Annotated in this window: 19 protein-coding genes; 16 read left to right on the forward strand and 3 right to left on the reverse strand. The window is 57.9% G+C overall.

Annotation, left to right across the window (positions count from 1 at the left end):
• Nucleotides 1-37 precede the first annotated feature (37 nt).
• The 10 genes from ADH66_RS04850 (at nt 38) to ADH66_RS04895 (ending at nt 10,338) form a co-directional block, all read left to right on the forward strand.
• The gene (locus ADH66_RS04850; protein ID WP_066534960.1) at nt 38-1,159 is read left to right on the forward strand and encodes a Gfo/Idh/MocA family protein; all 1,122 of its coding nucleotides are present in this window, start codon (nt 38-40) and stop codon (nt 1,157-1,159) included.
• A gap of 26 nt (nt 1,160-1,185) precedes the next feature.
• A complete protein-coding gene (locus ADH66_RS04855) occupies nt 1,186-2,073 on the forward strand; it encodes a sugar phosphate isomerase/epimerase family protein (RefSeq protein ID WP_066534957.1) in 888 nt (295 codons plus the stop codon).
• 27 nt (nt 2,074-2,100) lie between these two features.
• Nucleotides 2,101-3,228 (forward strand): Gfo/Idh/MocA family protein, encoded by a 1,128-nt coding sequence (locus ADH66_RS04860; protein ID WP_066534955.1) that lies wholly within the window; start codon nt 2,101-2,103, stop codon nt 3,226-3,228.
• Between the two features lie 64 nt (nt 3,229-3,292).
• Nucleotides 3,293-4,195: a glycyl-radical enzyme activating protein gene (locus ADH66_RS04865; RefSeq protein WP_066534952.1), complete on the forward strand. Its 903-nt coding sequence runs from the start codon at nt 3,293-3,295 to the stop codon at nt 4,193-4,195.
• A 38-nt stretch (nt 4,196-4,233) separates the two neighbouring features.
• A complete protein-coding gene (locus tag ADH66_RS04870; protein ID WP_066534949.1) occupies nt 4,234-6,441 on the forward strand; it encodes a pyruvate formate lyase family protein in 2,208 nt (735 codons plus the stop codon).
• Between the two features lie 254 nt (nt 6,442-6,695).
• Nucleotides 6,696-7,592: a YitT family protein gene (locus tag ADH66_RS04875; RefSeq protein ID WP_066534947.1), complete on the forward strand. Its 897-nt coding sequence runs from the start codon at nt 6,696-6,698 to the stop codon at nt 7,590-7,592.
• A gap of 11 nt (nt 7,593-7,603) precedes the next feature.
• A complete protein-coding gene (locus ADH66_RS04880) occupies nt 7,604-8,170 on the forward strand; it encodes an HD domain-containing protein (protein WP_066534944.1) in 567 nt (188 codons plus the stop codon).
• Between the two features lie 35 nt (nt 8,171-8,205).
• A complete protein-coding gene (locus ADH66_RS04885) occupies nt 8,206-9,192 on the forward strand; it encodes an ABC transporter ATP-binding protein (protein ID WP_066534941.1) in 987 nt (328 codons plus the stop codon).
• A complete protein-coding gene (locus ADH66_RS04890; protein WP_066534938.1) occupies nt 9,146-10,006 on the forward strand; it encodes an ABC transporter permease family protein in 861 nt (286 codons plus the stop codon). The genes ADH66_RS04885 and ADH66_RS04890 overlap by 47 nt, the downstream gene beginning before the upstream one ends.
• A 77-nt stretch (nt 10,007-10,083) precedes the next feature.
• On the forward strand, nt 10,084-10,338 hold the full coding sequence (locus ADH66_RS04895) for a TIGR03905 family TSCPD domain-containing protein (RefSeq protein WP_066534935.1): 255 nt from the start codon (nt 10,084-10,086) through the stop codon (nt 10,336-10,338).
• A 166-nt stretch (nt 10,339-10,504) separates the two neighbouring features.
• On the opposite strand, the gene ADH66_RS20410 is transcribed toward ADH66_RS04895, so the two are convergent.
• Nucleotides 10,505-10,642, reverse strand: coding sequence for a hypothetical protein (locus ADH66_RS20410; RefSeq protein WP_169714843.1), 138 nt, complete (start codon nt 10,640-10,642; stop codon nt 10,505-10,507).
• Between the two features lie 236 nt (nt 10,643-10,878).
• Here ADH66_RS20410 and ADH66_RS04900 point away from each other — a divergent pair, with 236 nt between their 5' ends.
• The 5 genes from ADH66_RS04900 to ADH66_RS04920 are packed head-to-tail and all read left to right on the forward strand — an operon-like array spanning nt 10,879 to nt 16,099.
• Nucleotides 10,879-11,331 carry a CtsR family transcriptional regulator gene (locus ADH66_RS04900; RefSeq protein ID WP_066534933.1) on the forward strand — a complete coding sequence of 151 codons (453 nt, stop codon included), beginning with the start codon at nt 10,879-10,881 and terminating at the stop codon, nt 11,329-11,331.
• 40 nt (nt 11,332-11,371) lie between these two features.
• A complete protein-coding gene (locus tag ADH66_RS04905; protein ID WP_207653032.1) occupies nt 11,372-12,019 on the forward strand; it encodes a hypothetical protein in 648 nt (215 codons plus the stop codon).
• A 36-nt stretch (nt 12,020-12,055) separates the two neighbouring features.
• Nucleotides 12,056-12,598, forward strand: a complete 543-nt coding sequence (locus ADH66_RS04910) for a UvrB/UvrC motif-containing protein (RefSeq protein ID WP_066534926.1) — start codon at nt 12,056-12,058, stop codon at nt 12,596-12,598.
• The gene (locus tag ADH66_RS04915; RefSeq protein WP_066534923.1) at nt 12,591-13,640 is read left to right on the forward strand and encodes a protein arginine kinase; all 1,050 of its coding nucleotides are present in this window, start codon (nt 12,591-12,593) and stop codon (nt 13,638-13,640) included. The genes ADH66_RS04910 and ADH66_RS04915 overlap by 8 nt, the downstream gene beginning before the upstream one ends.
• Before the next feature lie 20 nt (nt 13,641-13,660).
• Complete coding sequence (locus ADH66_RS04920) at nt 13,661-16,099, forward strand: ATP-dependent Clp protease ATP-binding subunit (protein WP_066534919.1); 2,439 nt, start codon at nt 13,661-13,663, stop codon at nt 16,097-16,099.
• Nucleotides 16,100-16,144: 45 nt separating this feature from the next.
• Here the strand turns inward: ADH66_RS04920 and ADH66_RS04925 are convergent, their stop codons facing one another.
• Complete coding sequence (locus ADH66_RS04925; protein WP_066534917.1) at nt 16,145-16,480, reverse strand: winged helix-turn-helix transcriptional regulator; 336 nt, start codon at nt 16,478-16,480, stop codon at nt 16,145-16,147.
• Nucleotides 16,481-16,609: 129 nt separating this feature from the next.
• Here ADH66_RS04925 and ADH66_RS04930 point away from each other — a divergent pair, with 129 nt between their 5' ends.
• Nucleotides 16,610-17,176, forward strand: coding sequence for a flavin reductase family protein (locus tag ADH66_RS04930; RefSeq protein ID WP_066534915.1), 567 nt, complete (start codon nt 16,610-16,612; stop codon nt 17,174-17,176).
• 8 nt (nt 17,177-17,184) lie between these two features.
• Here ADH66_RS04930 and ADH66_RS04935 read toward each other — a convergent pair whose 3' ends face one another.
• Nucleotides 17,185-18,114 carry a S1 RNA-binding domain-containing protein gene (locus ADH66_RS04935; protein WP_066534913.1) on the reverse strand — a complete coding sequence of 310 codons (930 nt, stop codon included), beginning with the start codon at nt 18,112-18,114 and terminating at the stop codon, nt 17,185-17,187.
• Between the last annotated feature and the right edge of the window lie 147 nt (nt 18,115-18,261).

Raw genomic sequence — 18,261 nt, forward strand, 5'->3', positions numbered from 1 at the left:
ACACAATACTATAAAGGAAAGGGATTATATTTTAGCTATGAAAAAATATCGTATCGGTCTTGTGGGCTTCGCCCATATGCACGTGCTGGACCAGATAAAGCCCTTTTTGACCATGCCCCAGCGGGTGGAGTGGATAGGCGCGGCGGACATAAAGCCCATGGTGGAGTCCGAGTATTTCGAGAGCTCCAGCCGCAGCAGGAATCTGGAACTGTGCAAAAAGCAGTGCGGCTTTGAGAAGGTCTATGAGGACTATAAGGAGCTTCTGGACCAGAAGCCTGATCTGGTGCTGGTAAACTGCGAAAACGCCTTTCACGGCACTGTGATACCCGAGATACTCATGCGCGGCATCCATGTGGTGGTGGAGAAGCCTCTGGCCTATTCCACGGCCCATGCCATGGCCATTGAGCGCGCCTCCCGTATAGGCGGGGCAGAGTGCATGATAAACTGGCCCACCACCTGGCAGGCCAGTGTGCGCCTGGGCCAGAAACTGGTCAGTGAGGGCGTTATCGGCAAGGTATACCGCTTCCAGTTCCGCAACCCGGACTCCATGGGCCCCTTCTCCTACGGCCAGGTAATGACCGACCGGCAGCTGGGTAAGGAGTGGTGGCATCAGGAGGCCGCCGGCGGCGGCAGTATGCTGGACTACTGCTGCTACGGCACTATACTCTCCAACTGGTATCTGAGCCAGGAGCCCCAGGGAGTCTACGGACTGAAGGCCAACTTCAACCACAGGTTCGGGGACGCGGAGGACTACGCCTCCCTGATGGTGCGCTATCCCGAGGCGGTCTCTATTTTAGAGGGCACCTGGAACACCATCAGCAGCGGCTATCCCTCCGGGCCCATCGTCTGGGGGGAGAAGGGGGCGCTTATAGTGGAGAACGGTGGGGAGCATGGAGCCCTTCCCAACGTGTGCGTGTACCGCGACAGGTATTCCACCACCCCCAACGAGGTCTACAGCTCCGGCGACTATCCGCTGCCCGAGGGCCGGGAGGATCTGGCCAAGGAGGTCTTCCACCACCTGGAAACCGGCGAACCCATACACTATACCATGGACCTTAAGAATAACCTCTGGTCCGCCGCCATGCTGGACGCGGGCCTGCGCTCCAGTCGGTCGCTGAAAATGGAGGACGTCAAAAACGCCTGTTGGACTATCGGCTGAGAGGAAACTTATAAGGAGGAGAATAAATGAAACTAGCAAACGTTGCCTGGGGCTGGACGCCAATACCCGAGGATATGCCCGAGGGGGATTCCCTTATAAAGATCGCCAGTGAGATCCGTGCCCTGGGCTTTGAGGGCGTGGACTATCTGGGCACGCCCGAGGCTCTGGACCAGTTCTTTACAAAGGAGACCGCAAACGCCCTTGGGGAGCACTCCCGCGCCATAGGCCTTGAGCCCAACGTGTTCGTATTCCAGGAGGCGGGCTGGAACGACCCGGACAGCGCCCGGAACGCGGACTGTCTGGCCCACTTTGAAAAGGCTGCTGAGACCGCAGTAAATATCGGCTGCAAGATAGTCTCAACCCTTGTGCCACTGCCCTTTGGGGCCAAGGCTTGGCATTTCAACCCCGCCGCCCCCGCCATCAAGCAGAGCTACCGTATGCCCGCCGGCTACTGCTACAAAAAGGACTGGGAGACCCTGATGGAGAGCTACCGCAAGTGCCTTGCCATCGCCAAAAAGCATGGACTGCGTATGTCTGTGGAGTGTTTCCCCGGCTCTATAATCTCCACACCCCACGCCATGCTGAAGCTGCTGGAGGACGTGAACGACCCGGACTTCGGTATCCAGCTGGACACGAACCACCTGGTGGCACAGCATATTGACCCGGAGTGGAGCATCTATGTTCTGGGCGGGGAGCGTATCTTCAACGTCCACTGCAAGGACTGCGACGCGGTGTCCAGAAGCAATATCCCCGCCGGCTGCGGCATAACGGACTATACGGCGGTCATAGAGGCGCTGAAGAAGGTTGGCTATAAGGGCAACTTGTCCGTAGAGCTGGAATTCACCGACAATCCCCGCCGTTATAATAAGCAGGCTCTGGATCACCTCAAGCTCTGCCTTGCCGGGGAATATTAAGGCTGATTATTTTAAGGAGAGCAATTTATGAAAACATATAAGGTTGCCATTATCGGCAACGGCATGATCTGCAACGCCGCCCATATCCCGGCCTATAAGGCCATGGGGGACAGGGTGGAGCTGGCCGCTGTGGCGGATATCCGCGAGCAGGCCGCCCGGGAGACCGCACAGCGCCACGGTATTCCCAAATACTATACCGACCCCCAGAAGATGCTGGAGGAGGTAAAGCCGGACATCATCTCCGTCTGCACCCCCAACGCCTATCACAAGAAGTACACCCTTATGGGCTTTAAGGCCGGGTGCCATGTGATTTGTGAAAAGCCGGTGGCCATGAGCCGGGCGGACGCGAGGGAGATGTTCGAGGCCGCCGAGGCGGCCGGCCGGCAGCTGTTTGTGATACAGTCCCTGCGCTTTACCGGCAATTTCAGCGCCGCCGCGGAGTTTGCCAAGGACGGCTGTCTTGGGGACATCTATTACGCCGACCTTAACCTGGTGCGGCGGCGGGGAGTCCCCCGCTGGGGTATGTTCCATATGGCCAGTGAGAACGTGGGAGGATCCTTCTGCGACCTGGGCGTGCATATGTGCGACTATCTGATGTACATCTCCGGCAACCCAAAGATGACCGCGGTAAGCGGCAGCGCTGTCACAAGGATAGTGAACAAGGAGGAGAACGTGACCTTCTCCAACGCCGAGAGCGGCGCGCCCACGGGACTTTTCACCCCCAGAAAGTTCGATATGAAGGAGTTTGATGTGGAGGAGTTCTCCAACGGGTATATCCGGCTGGATAACGGCATGACCGTCACCTTCAAGATATCCTGGGCTCTAAACCAGCCCAACTGCAACACCGTCAGTATCTGTGGAGACAAGGGCGGCCTTACCATAGGCGACGACGGCCTGCGGCTGCTGACCACCCAGGGGGCCTTCCAGACAGACGTGACTCCCAGGGTGTTCCCGGACGAGTATTCGGCCCTGTCGGATTTTACCGGACATATACACGAGCTCGAGTATATCCTGAAGGTGCTGGAGGGGGATATGACCATGGAGGAGTATCCCATCAAGCGTGAGGAGGTCATGAACGTGGTCTCCATAATCGAGGCCTTCTACAAATCCTCGGAGCTTAAAAGGGAAGTGCGTTTTGAGGAACTGAGCAAGTAATTACCGTTGACCCCGGCGCGGCGACTTTCCCGCCGCGCCGAATCTTTATAGAAGGGGAGAAGCCATGAAAGGCGTGATCACAGAAATAGAGAGATTTTCACTAAGGGACGGGCCGGGGATACGCACGACAGTGTTTATAAAGGGGTGCAATATGGCGTGCAAGTGGTGCCATAACCCGGAGACGCTGCAAATCAGGCCCCAGCTGATGGTGTACCCGGAGAAGTGCCTGGGCTGCGGGGCATGTGTAAGGGCCTGTAAATCAGGGGCCAGGAGCATTAAAGATGGGAGGCTCCTTTATGACCGCGCCCTCTGCACCGGCTGCGGGGCCTGTGCCGGCGGCTGCTTTACCGGGGCGCTGGTGCTCTCCGGCAGGGAGATGACAGTGGAGCAGGTCATGGGGGAGATACTCCAGGACCGGGCCTATTACGAAAATTCGGGCGGCGGCGTTACCCTGTCTGGCGGTGAGCTTACCACCCAGCCGGAGTTTGCAAAGGCGCTGCTGGAGGCCATAAAGGCGCAGGGTATCTCCACGGCCCTGGAGACCAATATGCACGCTCCCTGGCACATATATGAGAGCCTGCTGCCCTTGGTGGACCTTGTGATGTTCGATATAAAAATCTTCGACGCGGCGGCCCACAAAAAATGGACCGGTGTCGGCAACGACAGGATTTTGAAGAATGCCAAAAGACTGGCGGAGTCGGGAAAGGATTTCCTTGTCAGGACCCCTGTTATACCCGGCGTCAACGACGCTGAGGAGGAGATCGGCAATATCGCGGAGTTTGTGGGGGGCCTTGGTGGAGCGCAGTATTACGAGCTGCTGCTCTTTAACCCGCTGGGCGAGAGCAAGTACCAGGCCCTGGAGGCGGACAACCGCTTTAAAGGGGCACGTCCCTCGCCCCAGGATACCGCCGAAAGGCTGAGACGGACAGCCGAGAGGCGCTCGGGCCTGCCGGTGCGTGTGGGCTAGGGCCTTACGGAGAGCTGCATAGAGAAAGGATGTGCTATATGGAAAACAGGCTCAATATTTTCCGGCCGGAGGAGCCCATGGATTTTGGGCGCCGGATAAAGATACTCAAGGAGCGCAAGCTTGAGGAGACCAAAGTGAAATCCAAGATGAAGGTGTATCAGGACGGCGACGACTATGGCAGCGTCCCGGCGCCGGAGGACTACAAGTTTCACTGCCTCCCGAACCACGAGAACGGCTCCTGGTACGGCTATGAGGGCTGGAGCAAAAACTTCCACAAGCTCATGAGCGAGCACCCGGTGTATATCGACTCGGTGGACGCGTTCTCCTGCCGGTGGATGTACAGCATGATATGGTTTGACGAGAAGTCCCCGGCAAAGGGGCTCAACTGGAACCCGGACTACTCCTATGACCACTTAAAGCCGGAGCAGGAGAAATACGGAATAGTGTCCGGCATCGGCTCTGACGCCCACTTCGGGGGCGACTATGAGCTGGGGCTCTCCCTGGGCTGGGGCGGGCTGCTGGAGAAGCTGGCGGCCTATAGGGAGAAGAACCCGGGACACGACGAGTTCTACGACGCGGAGGAGCTGGTGATACAGGGCGTGCAGAACTGGATGCGCCGGGCCATAGAGGAGGCGGAGCGTCTGGCCGAAAAGGAACGGCATCCCCTCCTAAGAGAAAACCTGCTCCAGATGGCGCAGGTCAACAGGAATATTCTCAGCGGCGCGCCGAAGACCATGCGGGAGGCCTGCCAGTGGGTCTGCTGGTTCAATATGGCCAGCCGGACCTATAACCGGGACGGCGCGGGCTTCCAGCTGGACCAGGTGCTGAAGCGTTACTACGACGCGGACCTTGCCGCCGGGCGGATAACCCGGGAGGAGGCGGTCTTCTATATCGCCTGCCTCTTGCTTAACGACCCCCATTACTACCAGATAGGCGGCACGGACGAGGAGGGCAATTCACTGCTCAGCGAGTTCAGCGATATGGTGCTGGAGGGGGCGGATATGCTGGATTCCGCCTGCAATATCACCGTGCGGGTGGACAGGAACATGGACCGGGACTTCCTGCACCGAGCGGTGGACTACCTCTTTAAGAACTGCAACGGCTGGCCCCGCTTCTCCGGGGACGAGGCCCTGAACGAGGGCTTCATGCGCCTGGGGTACCCGGAGAGCCTTGCGAGAAAGCGCATAGCGGTGGGCTGCCACTGGATGAGCCTGCCCGGCATGGAATACTGCCTCAACGACTGTGTGAAGATAAACTGCGCCAAGGTCCTCGAGGTGGCCCTGGACGAGATGATGGCGGGGAGGGGACCCTATTCCACCGCGAGGCTGTGGGAGATCTATGAAAAGCATATGGCCCGGGCGGTGGAGGTCACCGCCGAGGGCATAGCCTTCCATCTCAAGTACCAGCAGTACAACGAGCCCGAGCTCCTGCTGAACCTTATAAGCCACGGACCGGTGGAAAAAGGGTTGGACATGACCTGCGGCGGGGCCATGTACTATAATATGTGCATGGACGGCACGGCTATTGCCACGGTGGCGGACTCCTTCGGGGCCCTGGAGCAGCGGGTGGAAAAGGAATCCCGGCTGAGCTGGGAGGAGCTCTATAAGCACCTGAAGACCGACTTTAAGGAGGAGGGCGGCGAGATAGTCCGGCGTATGCTGTCCTCCAGCCCCCGCTACGGCGGCGGAGACACCGTCAGCGACCGCTGGGCCAAAAGGCTTTCGGAGTCCTACTCCGGCCAGGTGCGGGCCATCAGCAAGAGCTACCCGGACTATGAGTTTATCCCCGGCTGGTTCAGCTGGTCCAACACCATCGTGTTGGGCAAGCAGGTGGGGGCCACCCCCAACGGCCGGCACGCTTTCGAGCCCATAAACCACGGGGCCAATCCCCATCCTGGCTTCCGCAAGGACGGAGCCCTTACGGCCATGAGCAACTCCATCTGCGCCATACAGCCCGGCTTCGGCAACACCGCCCCGGTGCAGCTGGAGCTGGACCCCGGAATGGGCCGGGGGGAGGAGGCGGTGCAGAAGATCGCCGACTATATCCTGACCCTTTTCCAGAAGGGCGGTACGCTGCTGAATATCAACATTATCGACAGCAGGCAGATCCTGGAGGCGGACAAGGACCCGGACAAATACCCGGACCTGGTGGTGCGCGTCACCGGCTTCACCGCCTACTTCTGCTCTCTCACCCCTGAGTTCCGTAAGCTTGTGGTGGATAGGATTCTGGTACAAGGCGGGGCCTAATAAATAGAAAAATCACCTATTGCAATCCAAAGTGCTTGAGCTTGGAGAGCAATAGGTGATTTGCTTTAGGCGTATCCAATAGAATATAAGAGCATAAACCGTCTGTCCTCCTTCCTGACGGGAGCGGCGGTATGCCCCGGGGGTGGAGCTGACCAGCTTCTGGACGCGGCACAAATTTTCAAAAAATATATCTTGTAATATCCCGCCGGATTTGGTAAAATCTATGGGTAAAAGCTAATTTGGAGGGAATGGAAATGGACGAAGAAGCATCAAAACATGGGGCCAAGGGGCTCCTTACGAAAGAAAACCTGAAAACCTTTCTTATTATCAACGCCGGAGTCTTCCTACTGTCGCTGGGGGTATACTTTTTTAAGTTTCCCAACAACTTCACCACCGGCGGGGTAAGCGGCCTCTCCATTATTCTGGGCCGGCTGATACCCATGCCCTGGCTGTCCCCGGCCACCATGATGTGGATTATCAATATGGCCCTTTTGGCAATAGGCTTTATCTTCCTAGGGCGGGGCTTCGGTGTGTGGACGGCCTATTGCAGCCTTGCCTTCTCGGCGGAGACATGGCTTATGGAGAAGTTCTTTCCCATGGAGAGCCCCTTTACCCACCAGCCCCTTTTGGAGCTTTGCTTTGCCATAATGCTCCCGGCGGTGGGTTCGGCCCTGCTATTTAACAGCGGGGCTTCTTCAGGGGGTACGGATATCGTGGCCATGATACTGAAAAAGTACACCGGCCTTGACGACATCGGAAAGGCGCTCTTTGTCAGCGACGGGCTTATCGCACTTAGCTCCTGCTGGCTATTCGGCATGGAGACCGGGCTCTTCTCCCTTTTGGGCCTGTTTTTAAAGGCCTTTGTGGTGGATTCGGTTATCGAGAGCATAAATCTTTGCAAGTTCTTCTCTATTGTGACCGCAAAGCCCGATGAGATATGCGACTTCATCATAAAGGATCTGAACCGCAGCTGTACCGTGGTGGACGCTATAGGGGCCTATTCCCATGAAGGCCGCAAGGTGGTGCTCATCGCCTGCCGCCGGGGGGAGGCGGTGCACCTTCGCCAGCGCTGCAAGCAGGTGGACCCCCAGTGCTTCATGTTCATCACCAACACCAGCGAGATAATCGGAAAGGGTTTCCGCTCGGTATAGGAGGTTATATAATGGCATATAAAGACGAGTTTATAGAGATATACAATACCCACGTCACAAGAGAGGGTGCGGACAAGCTTTTAAAGTGGCTTATGGGTACCGACTTTTTCACTGCTCCAGCCTCTACTAGGTTCCACTTGGCCTGTGAGGGCGGGCTTGTGGAGCACAGTGTGAACGTGTACAGGGTCCTGCGCGAGCGGTACTTTGACGAGGGGGACAGCGAGGAGAGCTTCGCCCTCTGCGGGCTTCTCCACGACGTGTGCAAGGCGCAGTTCTATGGGGTCTCCACCCGCAACGTGAAGAACGAGAGCACCGGCCAGTGGGAGAAGAAGCCTTTTTATACAGTGGAGGACAAGTTCCCCTATGGACACGGAGAGAAGTCTGTCTACCTTATCGAGCGCTTCGTGCGGTTGAAGCCCCAGGAGGCGGTGGCCGTTCGCTGGCATATGGGTGGCTTTGACGAGTCCGTGAAGGGCGGCAGCTTTGCCATAAGCGAAGCCTATGACAGATACCCACTGGCGGTGAAGCTACACCTTGCGGACCTTGAGGCTACATACCTTCGGGAGCACAGGGGGTAAACATATACCTTGACCATACTGAAAGGAGTTGGCCTATGGAGGCGGTTATCGGAGCCTTTGATCTGACAAAAGTATACAGCTCCAAAGGGGCGGGGGGAAAGGCTGCCGCCCTTAAGAGCATTAACCTACAGGTGCCCGAGGGCCGGGCCGTGGCCTGTGTGGGGCCGGAGTCCTCGGGGAAGACCACCCTTATAAAGCTCCTGTCGGGGCTTATAAGGCCCACGGCTGGGGAATGCAGTGTGCTGGGGCTCTCTCCGGGTTATGAGACCGCCAGGCTCCACGGAAGGATGGGCACGGTGCTGTATTCGGCAAAACTCTACGCTGACCTGAGCCTTTGGGAAAACCTTCTGTTTTTCGCGGGGGTCCATGGTGTAGGGAAGGACGCCGCCGTAGAGCGGGCCTCCTTCCTGCTGCGAAGGCTGAACCTCTGGGAGGAGCGGGACCAGAGCCCCGCTGTGCTTCCCACCGGTATGTTCAAGCGGGCCAGCCTTGCCCGGGCCCTTATGCACAGGCCCCGGGTGCTGTTAATGGACAGCCAGGGGGCCGGTATGGACCTGGAGACCGCGGGGCTTGTGCAGGAGGTTCTTGAGTACGCGAGGAAAGAGGAGGGGGCCACGGTGCTGATGTGCACCCAGGATATGGGTTTTGCGCAGAACGTTGCCCAGAGCTTCGGGCTTTTGCACAAGGGGACGCTCATGGCCCGGGGGGACCTGGAGTCCCTTAGGATTGGCGGCGGGGTGCGGCTTCGGGCTTCCCTGCGGCTGAAGGAGGGCGACAAGGCTCCCGAGGGGTTCCTGCGCCAGCCGGACGGCTCCTGGCAAAAGGAGGTCCAGTCTCAGGAGGAGATGCCAAAATACATTATGCAGACGGTATCCGAGGGCAGCAGCCTTTATGAGGCAAAGCTGCTGCGGCCGGGTCTTGGGGAGATATATCAGGCCTATCTCAGCGGTGGGCGCAGAAGGGAGGCGGCTGTATATGCGGGAGAGAGCACATCAGCGCCAGCAGGCACAGGGGAAAAATAAGCTCTTCAACTCGGCGGAGCTGCTGTTGGTAAAAAAGGACCTTAAATCTATAAGCGGCCGGGGTGGGCGCAGGGCGCTTCTGATACTGCTGCCGCTGATGTTGGTGGTGGTGATACCGGCGGTATACTTTGTCACCATCTCCCTCATGCCGGTGGAGCCGGGGGCAAGGCTGCCGGAAACCATAGAGAGGATGCTGCCTGAATATGTAAAGGCCCTGGACTACAGGCAGGGGTGGCTGGTGGCCTTCACTGACCTTCTCTGCCCCATGCTCTTTTTATGCGTGCCCATACTCACCGGGGCGGCCTCGGCCAGCTACGCTTTTGTGATGGAGCGGGAGAGCGGCACCCTTGAGACATTATTGCTCACGTCAATGGGCCCGAAGTCCGTGTACGGGGCCAAGACTACCAGCTGCACAGTGCTGTCGGTGTTTATCTCGGCGGCGGCCTTTTTGGCTTTCACCGTCACGGTGGGGGTGGCGGATGCCTTCGCGGGGGTGCGGTTCTTCTTCACCCTGGAATGGCTGCTGCTTTTGGTACTGGAGATGCCCGCCCTGTCCTTGTTCTCGGTGGTGTTTGTAGCGCTGACGGTGACCCGGGTGCACAGCACGGTGGAGTCTCTGCAGACCATGGGCTATCTGATACTGCCGGTGGCGGCAATATACCTTATGCAGCTTACCGGAGTCTTTCGACTGAACCTTCTGGCTCTGGCGATAATCGCGGTGGCGCTGGCGGCGCTGGACGTAGTGCTCTTTAACGCGGCCTCCCGTGCCTTTGTGCCGGAAAGGCTGCTGGAGCGGGGGGAGCAGGAGGAGTAAAATCTGAGCTGGCCCCACTTGACACCTGCCGTGAAATCTGCTAAAGTATATATGTAATCATTAAAGGAGGGGTTCCTATGGAAATTCATTATACACCCAAAGGGGTTTGCAGCAAAGGTATTGATATTGAGCTGGACGGGGATATTATAAAGTCCGTAAAGTTCACCGGCGGCTGTAACGGCAACACCCAAGGGGTGGCCGCCTTGGCCAAGGGCATGACCGTGGAGGAGTATATCAAGCGCTGCAAGGACATCAAGTGCGGCTTCAAGAAGACCTCCTGCCCCGCACAGCTGGCGCTGGCGCTGGAGGAGGCTCTGGAGACTGCCAAGTAAGTTCCGTCAAAATAAAGTCAGAGAGGACGCCCTTTTAGAGGCGCCCTCTCTTTTTTCAGCCCGCTCTCTCTACCCTAGAAGCAGCCGGCCAAGAGTTTGACCATAGGTCAAACTCGGTGACTTGGACCGAAGGTCCAACGTCGACTTGGGCGTAAGCCCAAGGTCATCAGCAGCAGCTGTTGCCGCAGCCGCCGTTGCAGCCACAGTCGTTGCCGCTGTTCATAAAGCCGTTGCCACAGCCGCCGCCGCAGCAGCACAGCAGGAGAAGGATGATGATGATCCAAGAGCAACTGTTGTTACACATTTGAGCGCGCCTCCTTTCGTTTACACTACCATACTATTCCCTGGGGCAAAAAGGGTTCCGGGCGGGGCAAACTTTTTTTAAAAATAGCTTGAGTGAGGAAGAGGGAGTATAAACGAGATTTTAGGAGTTATCATTGCTTTTCACGGTTGAATTTGACTTTGGTTGACCTTGACTTTGAACGGATTTTCAGATAAACTAAGGTCAAAGAAAGTCAAAGACAAAACGGAGATGATGGAATGAGGATAAGCGATAGCGTCGCCAACTATATCCTGGAGCTTCTGAACCAGGCGGGCGGCATAGCGGAGATACAGCGCAACGAGTTGGCAAGCTTTCTTGGGTGCGTGCCCAGCCAGATAAACTATGTGCTCACCTCCCGCTTCACCCCTGAACAGGGATATATTGTAGAGAGCAGGCGCGGCGGCGGCGGGTATATCCGCATAACCCGGTTAAAGCTTTCAAAGGCGGACATGATAATGCATATAATCAACGGCGTGGGTGACTCCCTGGATGGGGCCTCGGCCCGGGCTATGCTGGAGAATATGGTGGGGGGGGCGGTGCTGGACCGCCAGTCTGCGGAGCTCATCGCCGCGGCCCTCTCGGAAAAGGCCCTTGCTGCGGTGCCAAAGGAGCTGCGGGACACGGTGCGGGCCATGATATGCAAGAGTATGCTGCTGGCGACTAGGACATGATATGAAACGGGGGCACTTTATACCGGGGACTTTACCGGCGGTGATACTTGCAGTAATACTGGCAGTATTACTGCAAGGCTGCCGGGGCGGTGGATTGGTCTTTAAGGGCACACACGAGAGCCAGGACGCGACTCTGCTCCAGAAGCTTTCGGAGAAGTACCCGGAGATGGACTTTAGATGCACCGGCAGGACAGAGGGCGCTGTGCACGATATAGAAGCCGGCGACGGCACCATATTCCCCGCCTGGACGGCGGCAAAGTCAAAGGGAGAGTTCCAGGTGCTGGAATATTACCTGGAGGAATGGCTGGCCGCCCAGGGATATTATGACAGCTTAGTGGAATATCTTGAGGAGCAGGGCTATTCCTTTGAGTACAGGGACTATAATCACTATGACCGGCATTTTGAGTTCAGGCTCGGGCCTCTGGACAGCGGGGAGGAGCTGGAAAACGCGGCAAAGGCCATAAGCTTTGCCAAGGAGGAATTTGACGGCCTGCGCCGGGACTTTGAGTACAGCACCGGCCAAAGTGACATAATGCTCTACTTTCACGGCAGCTTCACTATAGATGGAGAGGAGCACTTTGGAATGTTCCACATCTCCATGGGCGAAAACGAGACCTGGAACCTGGACTACCCCTTTGACGACTATGAGGCCTGTCTTAGGGACTGCATAGAAAAGATAGGCAAATAACCCAATATAGACTAAATTTTTTAGGAGGTATGCTTTATGATGTGTCAGAACTGCGGCCAGCGGACCGCCACCACCCATATCAAGACCATAATCAACGGCCAGCTTACAGAGAGCCATCTCTGCTCCCAGTGCGCCAAAAAACAGGGCTATGGACAAATGCTCTCGGAGTGGAACGGCTTTGGCAGCCTGCTCTCCGGCCTTCTCTCCGGCGAGCCGGAGGCGGGGACCCTGGGCTCCGGGGAAAAGCGCTGCCCGGGCTGCGGAGCCAGCTTCAGGGAGATAAGCCGAAGCGGCAAGGTGGGCTGCGGTCAGTGCTACAGCACCTTCCGCACACAGCTTATCCCGGTGATAGAGCGCCTTCACGGCGCGGCCCAGCACAAGGGCAAGATACCAGGCGGGTCGGCGTTAAGGGTGCAGGAGGAGAACCTGCAGCTGGTGAACGTGGAAAACCGGGCCCCGTCCCCGCTCTCGGAGGTAGAGGAAAAGAAGAAGCTGCTGCAAAAGGCAATAGAGACCCAGGACTTTGAACAGGCGGCGGTTTTAAGAGACCAGATAAAGGAGTTGGAAAGCCATGAGTGAGAAGGACAGCCGTAAATGGTATGAGAAGACCGGGGAGTCCGGCGACACGGTTTGCAGCACCAGGGTCCGTCTGGCCAGGAACCTTGCCAGGGTTCCCTTCCCGGACCGGGCCGGGCCCGAGGACAAGGGGCGCGTCATTGAGCAGGTACGGGCCGCCATAATGAACAGCAACAGCGTTATCTCCCGGGAGTTCAGCTTCTGCGAGCTCAGTAAGCTCTCAAAGGAGGCGGCTGTGTCCCTGGCGGAGCGCCACATAGTCAGCCCGGAGTTTATCGCGGACCGCCGTGGCAAGGCTGTGCTCATAAACGAGGACGAGAGCGTGTCTATCATGGTGAACGAGGAGGACCACGTGCGCATACAGGTGCTCAGGGAGGGCCAGGCGCTGAGCGAGGCCCTGGAGACCGCCGACCGCATAGACACCCTGCTCAGCGAGAACCTGGACTTCGCCTATGACAAGGAGTTCGGTTATCTTACCCAGTGCCCCACCAACCTGGGCACAGGCATGAGGGCCTCCCTGACCCTGCATCTTCCGGCGCTTACGGAGGCGGGGGCCATGGGCAGGATAGGGGAGAACCTGTCAAAGCTGGGCTTTGCCCTTAGGGGCGCCTTTGGCGAGGGCTCAAAGGCCGTGGGGGATATGTACCAGCTGTCAAACCAGATAACCCTGGGGCTGACTGAGAAGCAGGCCGTGGAGAACCTTCTGTCCGTTGCAGGACAGCTTACGGAGCAGGAAAAAAGGCTCCGGGAGGAGCTTTGCGAGACTACCGCCTGGCAGGACCGTATAGCCCGGGCGGCGGGGGTACTGAAGTCGGCCCGGCTTATGTCCGGGGAGGAGGCTGCGGGGCTGCTCTCTCTGGTAAGGCTGGGGCTTGCCCAGGGACTCCTCTCCGGGGCGGACATGGGCGCGGTAAACGGCCTTACGGTGCGTGTGCAGCCCGCCACCCTGATAAGCAGTGCCGGACGGCAGCTGGAGCCCGGGGAGCGGGACAGGATCCGGGCGGATATCTTGAGAGATACACTTAAAAATTTGAACATAACTTAGACTGAAAAGGGGTTGATATAATGTTCCAATTCAAAGGCTTTACAGAAAAGGCGAATAAGGCTCTGAACCTGGCGGTGGAGTCCGCAGAGAACCTTGGCCACGACTATATCGGCAGCGAGCACGTTATGCTGGGGCTGATAAAGGAGGGCAGCGGCGTGGCCCATACGGTGCTCAGCAAGCTGGGCGTTACGGCCGAGGACTATGAGAAGCTCCTGCGGGAGCGCATAGGCTATGGGGAGAAAACCAGCCTTACACCCGAGAGCCTCACTCCCCGCACCAAGCAGATACTACAGGTAGCTGCCATGGCCGGGGCACGGTTCAACAGCGCATATGTGGGCACGGAGCACATCCTTATAGCCCTCCTGCAGGACGAGAGCTGCTATGCCATTCGCTTTTTGAAGATACTGGGTGTGGACCCGGACCGGGTGGTCCGTGAGCTGTCCGGGGCCGTGGGCGGCCAGGGCTTTGCCGGGGGGCCTGAGAGCGGAAAGGACCCGGGAAAGAAGGGCACGGCCCTTGAGCAGTTCGGCCGGGACCTGACCGCCCTTGCGAAGGAGGGCAAAATTGACCCGGTCATAGGCCGCTCTGAGGAGATACAGCGGGTGATACAGATTCTCTCCCGGCGCACAAAGAACAACCCGGTGCTGATAGGCGAGCCCGGCGTGGGCAAGACCGCCGTGGCCGAGGGGCTGGCCCTTAAAATAAACGCCGGAGACGTGCCGGAGACCCTTAAAAAGAAACGGCTTATCTCCCTGGACCTGACGGGTATGGTGGCCGGGACCAAGTACCGGGGCGACTTTGAGGAGCGCATAAAGTCCGCCATCGACCAGGTGAAACGGGACGGGGACGTCCTCCTCTTTATCGACGAGCTGCACACCATCATCGGCGCGGGCTCCGCAGAGGGCTCCACGGACGCGGCAAATATCTTGAAGCCCGCACTGGCCCGGGGGGACTTCCAGGTTATCGGGGCCACCACCATCAACGAGTACCGCAAGCACATCGAAAAGGACGCGGCGCTGGAGAGACGCTTTCAGCCGGTCACAGTTGGCGAGCCCACTGAGGAGGAGGCAGTGGAGATACTCTCAGGGCTTAAAGACAGGTACGAGGCACACCATAAGGTGAAGATCACGGACGAAGCCCTTGAAGCGGCGGTGAAGCTCTCGGCCCGGTATATCTCCGACAGGTTTCTGCCCGACAAGGCCATAGACCTGGTGGACGAGGCGGCTTCAAGAGTGCGCCTTCGCACCTTCACCGCACCGGAGAGCTTGCAGGAGCTGGAAAACAGGATAAAGGAGCTGGAGGGGGACAAGGCCGCCGCCGTAAACAGCCAGGACTTCGAGCGGGCGGCTGACCTTAGGGACCGGCAGAAGGAGCTCTCTGAGGAGCTTGAGAGGGCTCGGGACCAGTGGACCGCCGAGAACGAGCGCAGCAGCTCCGTGGTGGACGCCGGGGCCATAGCGGATATCGTTGCCATGTGGACCGGGGTGCCTGTGTCCCAGCTGACAGAGGAGGAGAGCCAGCGGCTCCTGCGGCTGGAGGAGACCCTGCATAAACGGGTGGTGGGCCAGGAGGAGGCGGTCTCCGCCATCGCCCGGGCCATACGCCGGGGCAGGGTTGGGCTTAAGGACAAGAACCGGCCCATCGGTTCCTTCATCTTCCTGGGCCCCACGGGCGTGGGCAAGACCGAGCTCTGCAAGGCTCTGGCAGAGGCCATGTTCGGGGACGAGAAGGCCATGGCGCGCTTTGATATGTCAGAGTATATGGAGAAGCACACGGTGTCAAGGCTTGTGGGCTCGCCCCCCGGGTACGTGGGCTTTGACGAGGGCGGCCAGCTCACCGAGGCCGTGCGCAGAAAGCCCTACTCGGTGGTGCTCTTTGACGAGATAGAAAAGGCACACCCGGAGGTGTTCAACCTCCTCTTGCAGATACTGGAGGACGGCCGGGTCACGGATTCCCAGGGCAAGACCGTAGATTTTAAGAACACAGTAATCATCATGACCTCCAACGTGGGTGCGCGGCTCATCACCGAGAAGCAGAGCTCCCTGGGCTTTGCCGGGGCTGAGAGTGCTGCGGGGGACTTTGAGAAGATCAAGGAAACGGTGCTGGGGGAGCTTAAAAACCTCTTTAAGCCGGAGTTTTTGAACCGGGTGGACGACATAATCGTCTTCCACAAGCTCACAAAGGAGGACACTGCCAAGATAGCCGGGCGGATGCTCCTGACCCTTTCGGGCAAGCTCACGGAGATGGGGGTGACGGTGGAGTTCACCCCGGCGGCGGTAGAGCTTATAGCCGGAAAGGGTTACGACCCGGCTTACGGAGCGCGGCCCCTTAGAAGGGCGATTCAGAGCGAGCTTGAGGACGTGATATCAGAGCGTATGCTGGAGGGCAGCATTTCGGCGGGGAAACGGTACAGGTGCGACGCGGCTGATGGGGAGTTCAGGATAGAGGAGGCCGGATAGAAAAGACAGAAGCGGGGCGGACCATTATGGCCTGCCCCGCTTCTGTCATGTCAGCCGGTTATTTTCACCCCATATGCATAGCTGGTCCAAAACGGCCATTAGGGTCTTTCCCCGCTCGCTTAGGGTATATTCCACCTTCGGCGGTATCTGGGGGTACTCCGTCCTCAGGAGGAGCCGGTCCGACTCCAGCTCCTTTAGGTTCATGCTCAGGGTCTTGTCGGATATGTTCTTCAGATACCGCTTGAGCTCGTTGAACCTCACGACACCATACTCCATAAGGCAGTACAGTATTACCATCTTGTGCTTTCCCGATATGAGAGAGAGCGTATAGCTGAACCCGGTGTCCTCAAAATTCGCGCCGTCTATGTATTTACTTATCATAATAAGCTATCCTTTCGGCAAGTACCTTTCATAAAAGACAGTACTTGAATTATTTGCGCAGCTTGCTATAATTATACACAGGACAGCAGAAGCTGTCAATTAAAAATTATGAAAAGAGAGGTACGGCTTATGAGAACAAAACTGAACGTTACCGAGGGCATTTACCCCATGCCGGTCCTTATGGTAGCAACCTATAATGAGGAGGGCAGCGTCAATGTGATGAACGCAGCCTGGGGCACCATGCAGGAGCGCGGCACTGTGGCTCTTAACCTCACCGAGAGCCATAAAACCGTGCAAAATATCAAGGCCCGGGGAGCCTTTACCGTCAGCATTGCCGACGCTGCTCACGTGACAGAAGCGGACTATTTCGGCGTGGAGTCCGGGAACAAGGTCCCGGATAAGTTTGCCCGCAGCGGGCTTACCGCAAGCCGTGCCGAAACAGTGGACGCTCCTGTAATAAACGAGCTTCCCCTGTGCCTTGAGTGCGAATTTATTGAGTATCAGTCCAATGAATACGGCTGCGGGGTCATCGGCAGAGTGGTAAACGTCACGGCCGACGAAAGGGTAATGGTAAACGGCAAGCCGGATATGTCCTTAGTAAACGCCATTGCCTTTGACCCGTATACCCACGGGTACTACAAGGTTGCCGGCCGCGTGGGCGACGCCTTTAAGGACGGTTTGAAGCTGAAGGGATAAGAGCCTGTTTAAAACACCGTGCGTATAATCTTCTCGCTCTCCGGCGGTGAATACAAAAACTCCTCCATATGCTCCCCGGTGAAGAAATACTCCGGGGGCCGGGGCCGCCGGGGCTCGCTGTCGAAGGTCTCGATGATGATAAGCTTCACCTTCATGCGCTGGGGCAGCACGCTCTTTATAAAGACGCTGGCCTGCTGGCCGGGAAAGATATTCTCCTTGGACTCCGCGAGACCGGCAAGGTTCGGGGCCAGCTCCACGAACACGCCGTAGCTCTCTATGCTGCGGATAATACCGCCGACGGTCTCCCCGGCCTGAAAACGCCGGGCGTTCTCGGCCCATGTGCCCAGAAGCTCCTTGTGGCTGAGATTTATCCGGCCCCGGTCCCGGCCCTTTACCACGGCCCGTATGTCCATGCCGGGCAGAAACCGCTCCCTGGGGTGGCCTATTCTCGAGACGGATATGCTGTCTATGGGCAGAAGGGCCGGTATGCCACAGCCGATGTCCGCAAAGACCCCGAAGGGCTCAAGATGGGTCACCCGGGCGGGCACCACGTCCCCGGGGCAGAGCTTATCTATGTATTCCCGCTGGCAGAGCTCCTGGGCAGCACGGCGTGATAGAAGGGCCGTTATGCGGCCGTCCTCCTCCCTTATGAAGTCCTGCACAATGAAGGACACCGGCCGGTTCACCCGGGACAGTATGGCGATGTCCCGTACCGTGCCCTCGCGTATCCCCAGGGCCCCCTCCTCTCGGGGGATAAGACCCCTCATGCCGTTGAGGTCCACAAGGAGGTTATGGGCCCCGTCACACATAAGGGCTCGGGACTCCAGGATACGGCCGGCACGCTGAGCCTCTGAGAGAGCGGCAGGGGAGCTTATTGCCGCCAGATTCTCCGGGGCGTTCAGCCGGTGGCCTTCGGGATAAAATAGGGTTTCCATCATTTCTACACTTCCCTTTCTATATAATTCTCTGGTTTTCCCAAGAGATTTATATGCTAAAAGAGCCGGCCATATGCGGGGTTGACAAATTGGGCGGGGAGTGTATAATAGGGACATAAAGAGAATAAAAAAGGCGGGCGGCGCTAATGC

The organism is Acutalibacter muris (assembly GCF_002201475.1).
Classification (GTDB): domain Bacteria; phylum Bacillota; class Clostridia; order Oscillospirales; family Acutalibacteraceae; genus Acutalibacter; species Acutalibacter muris.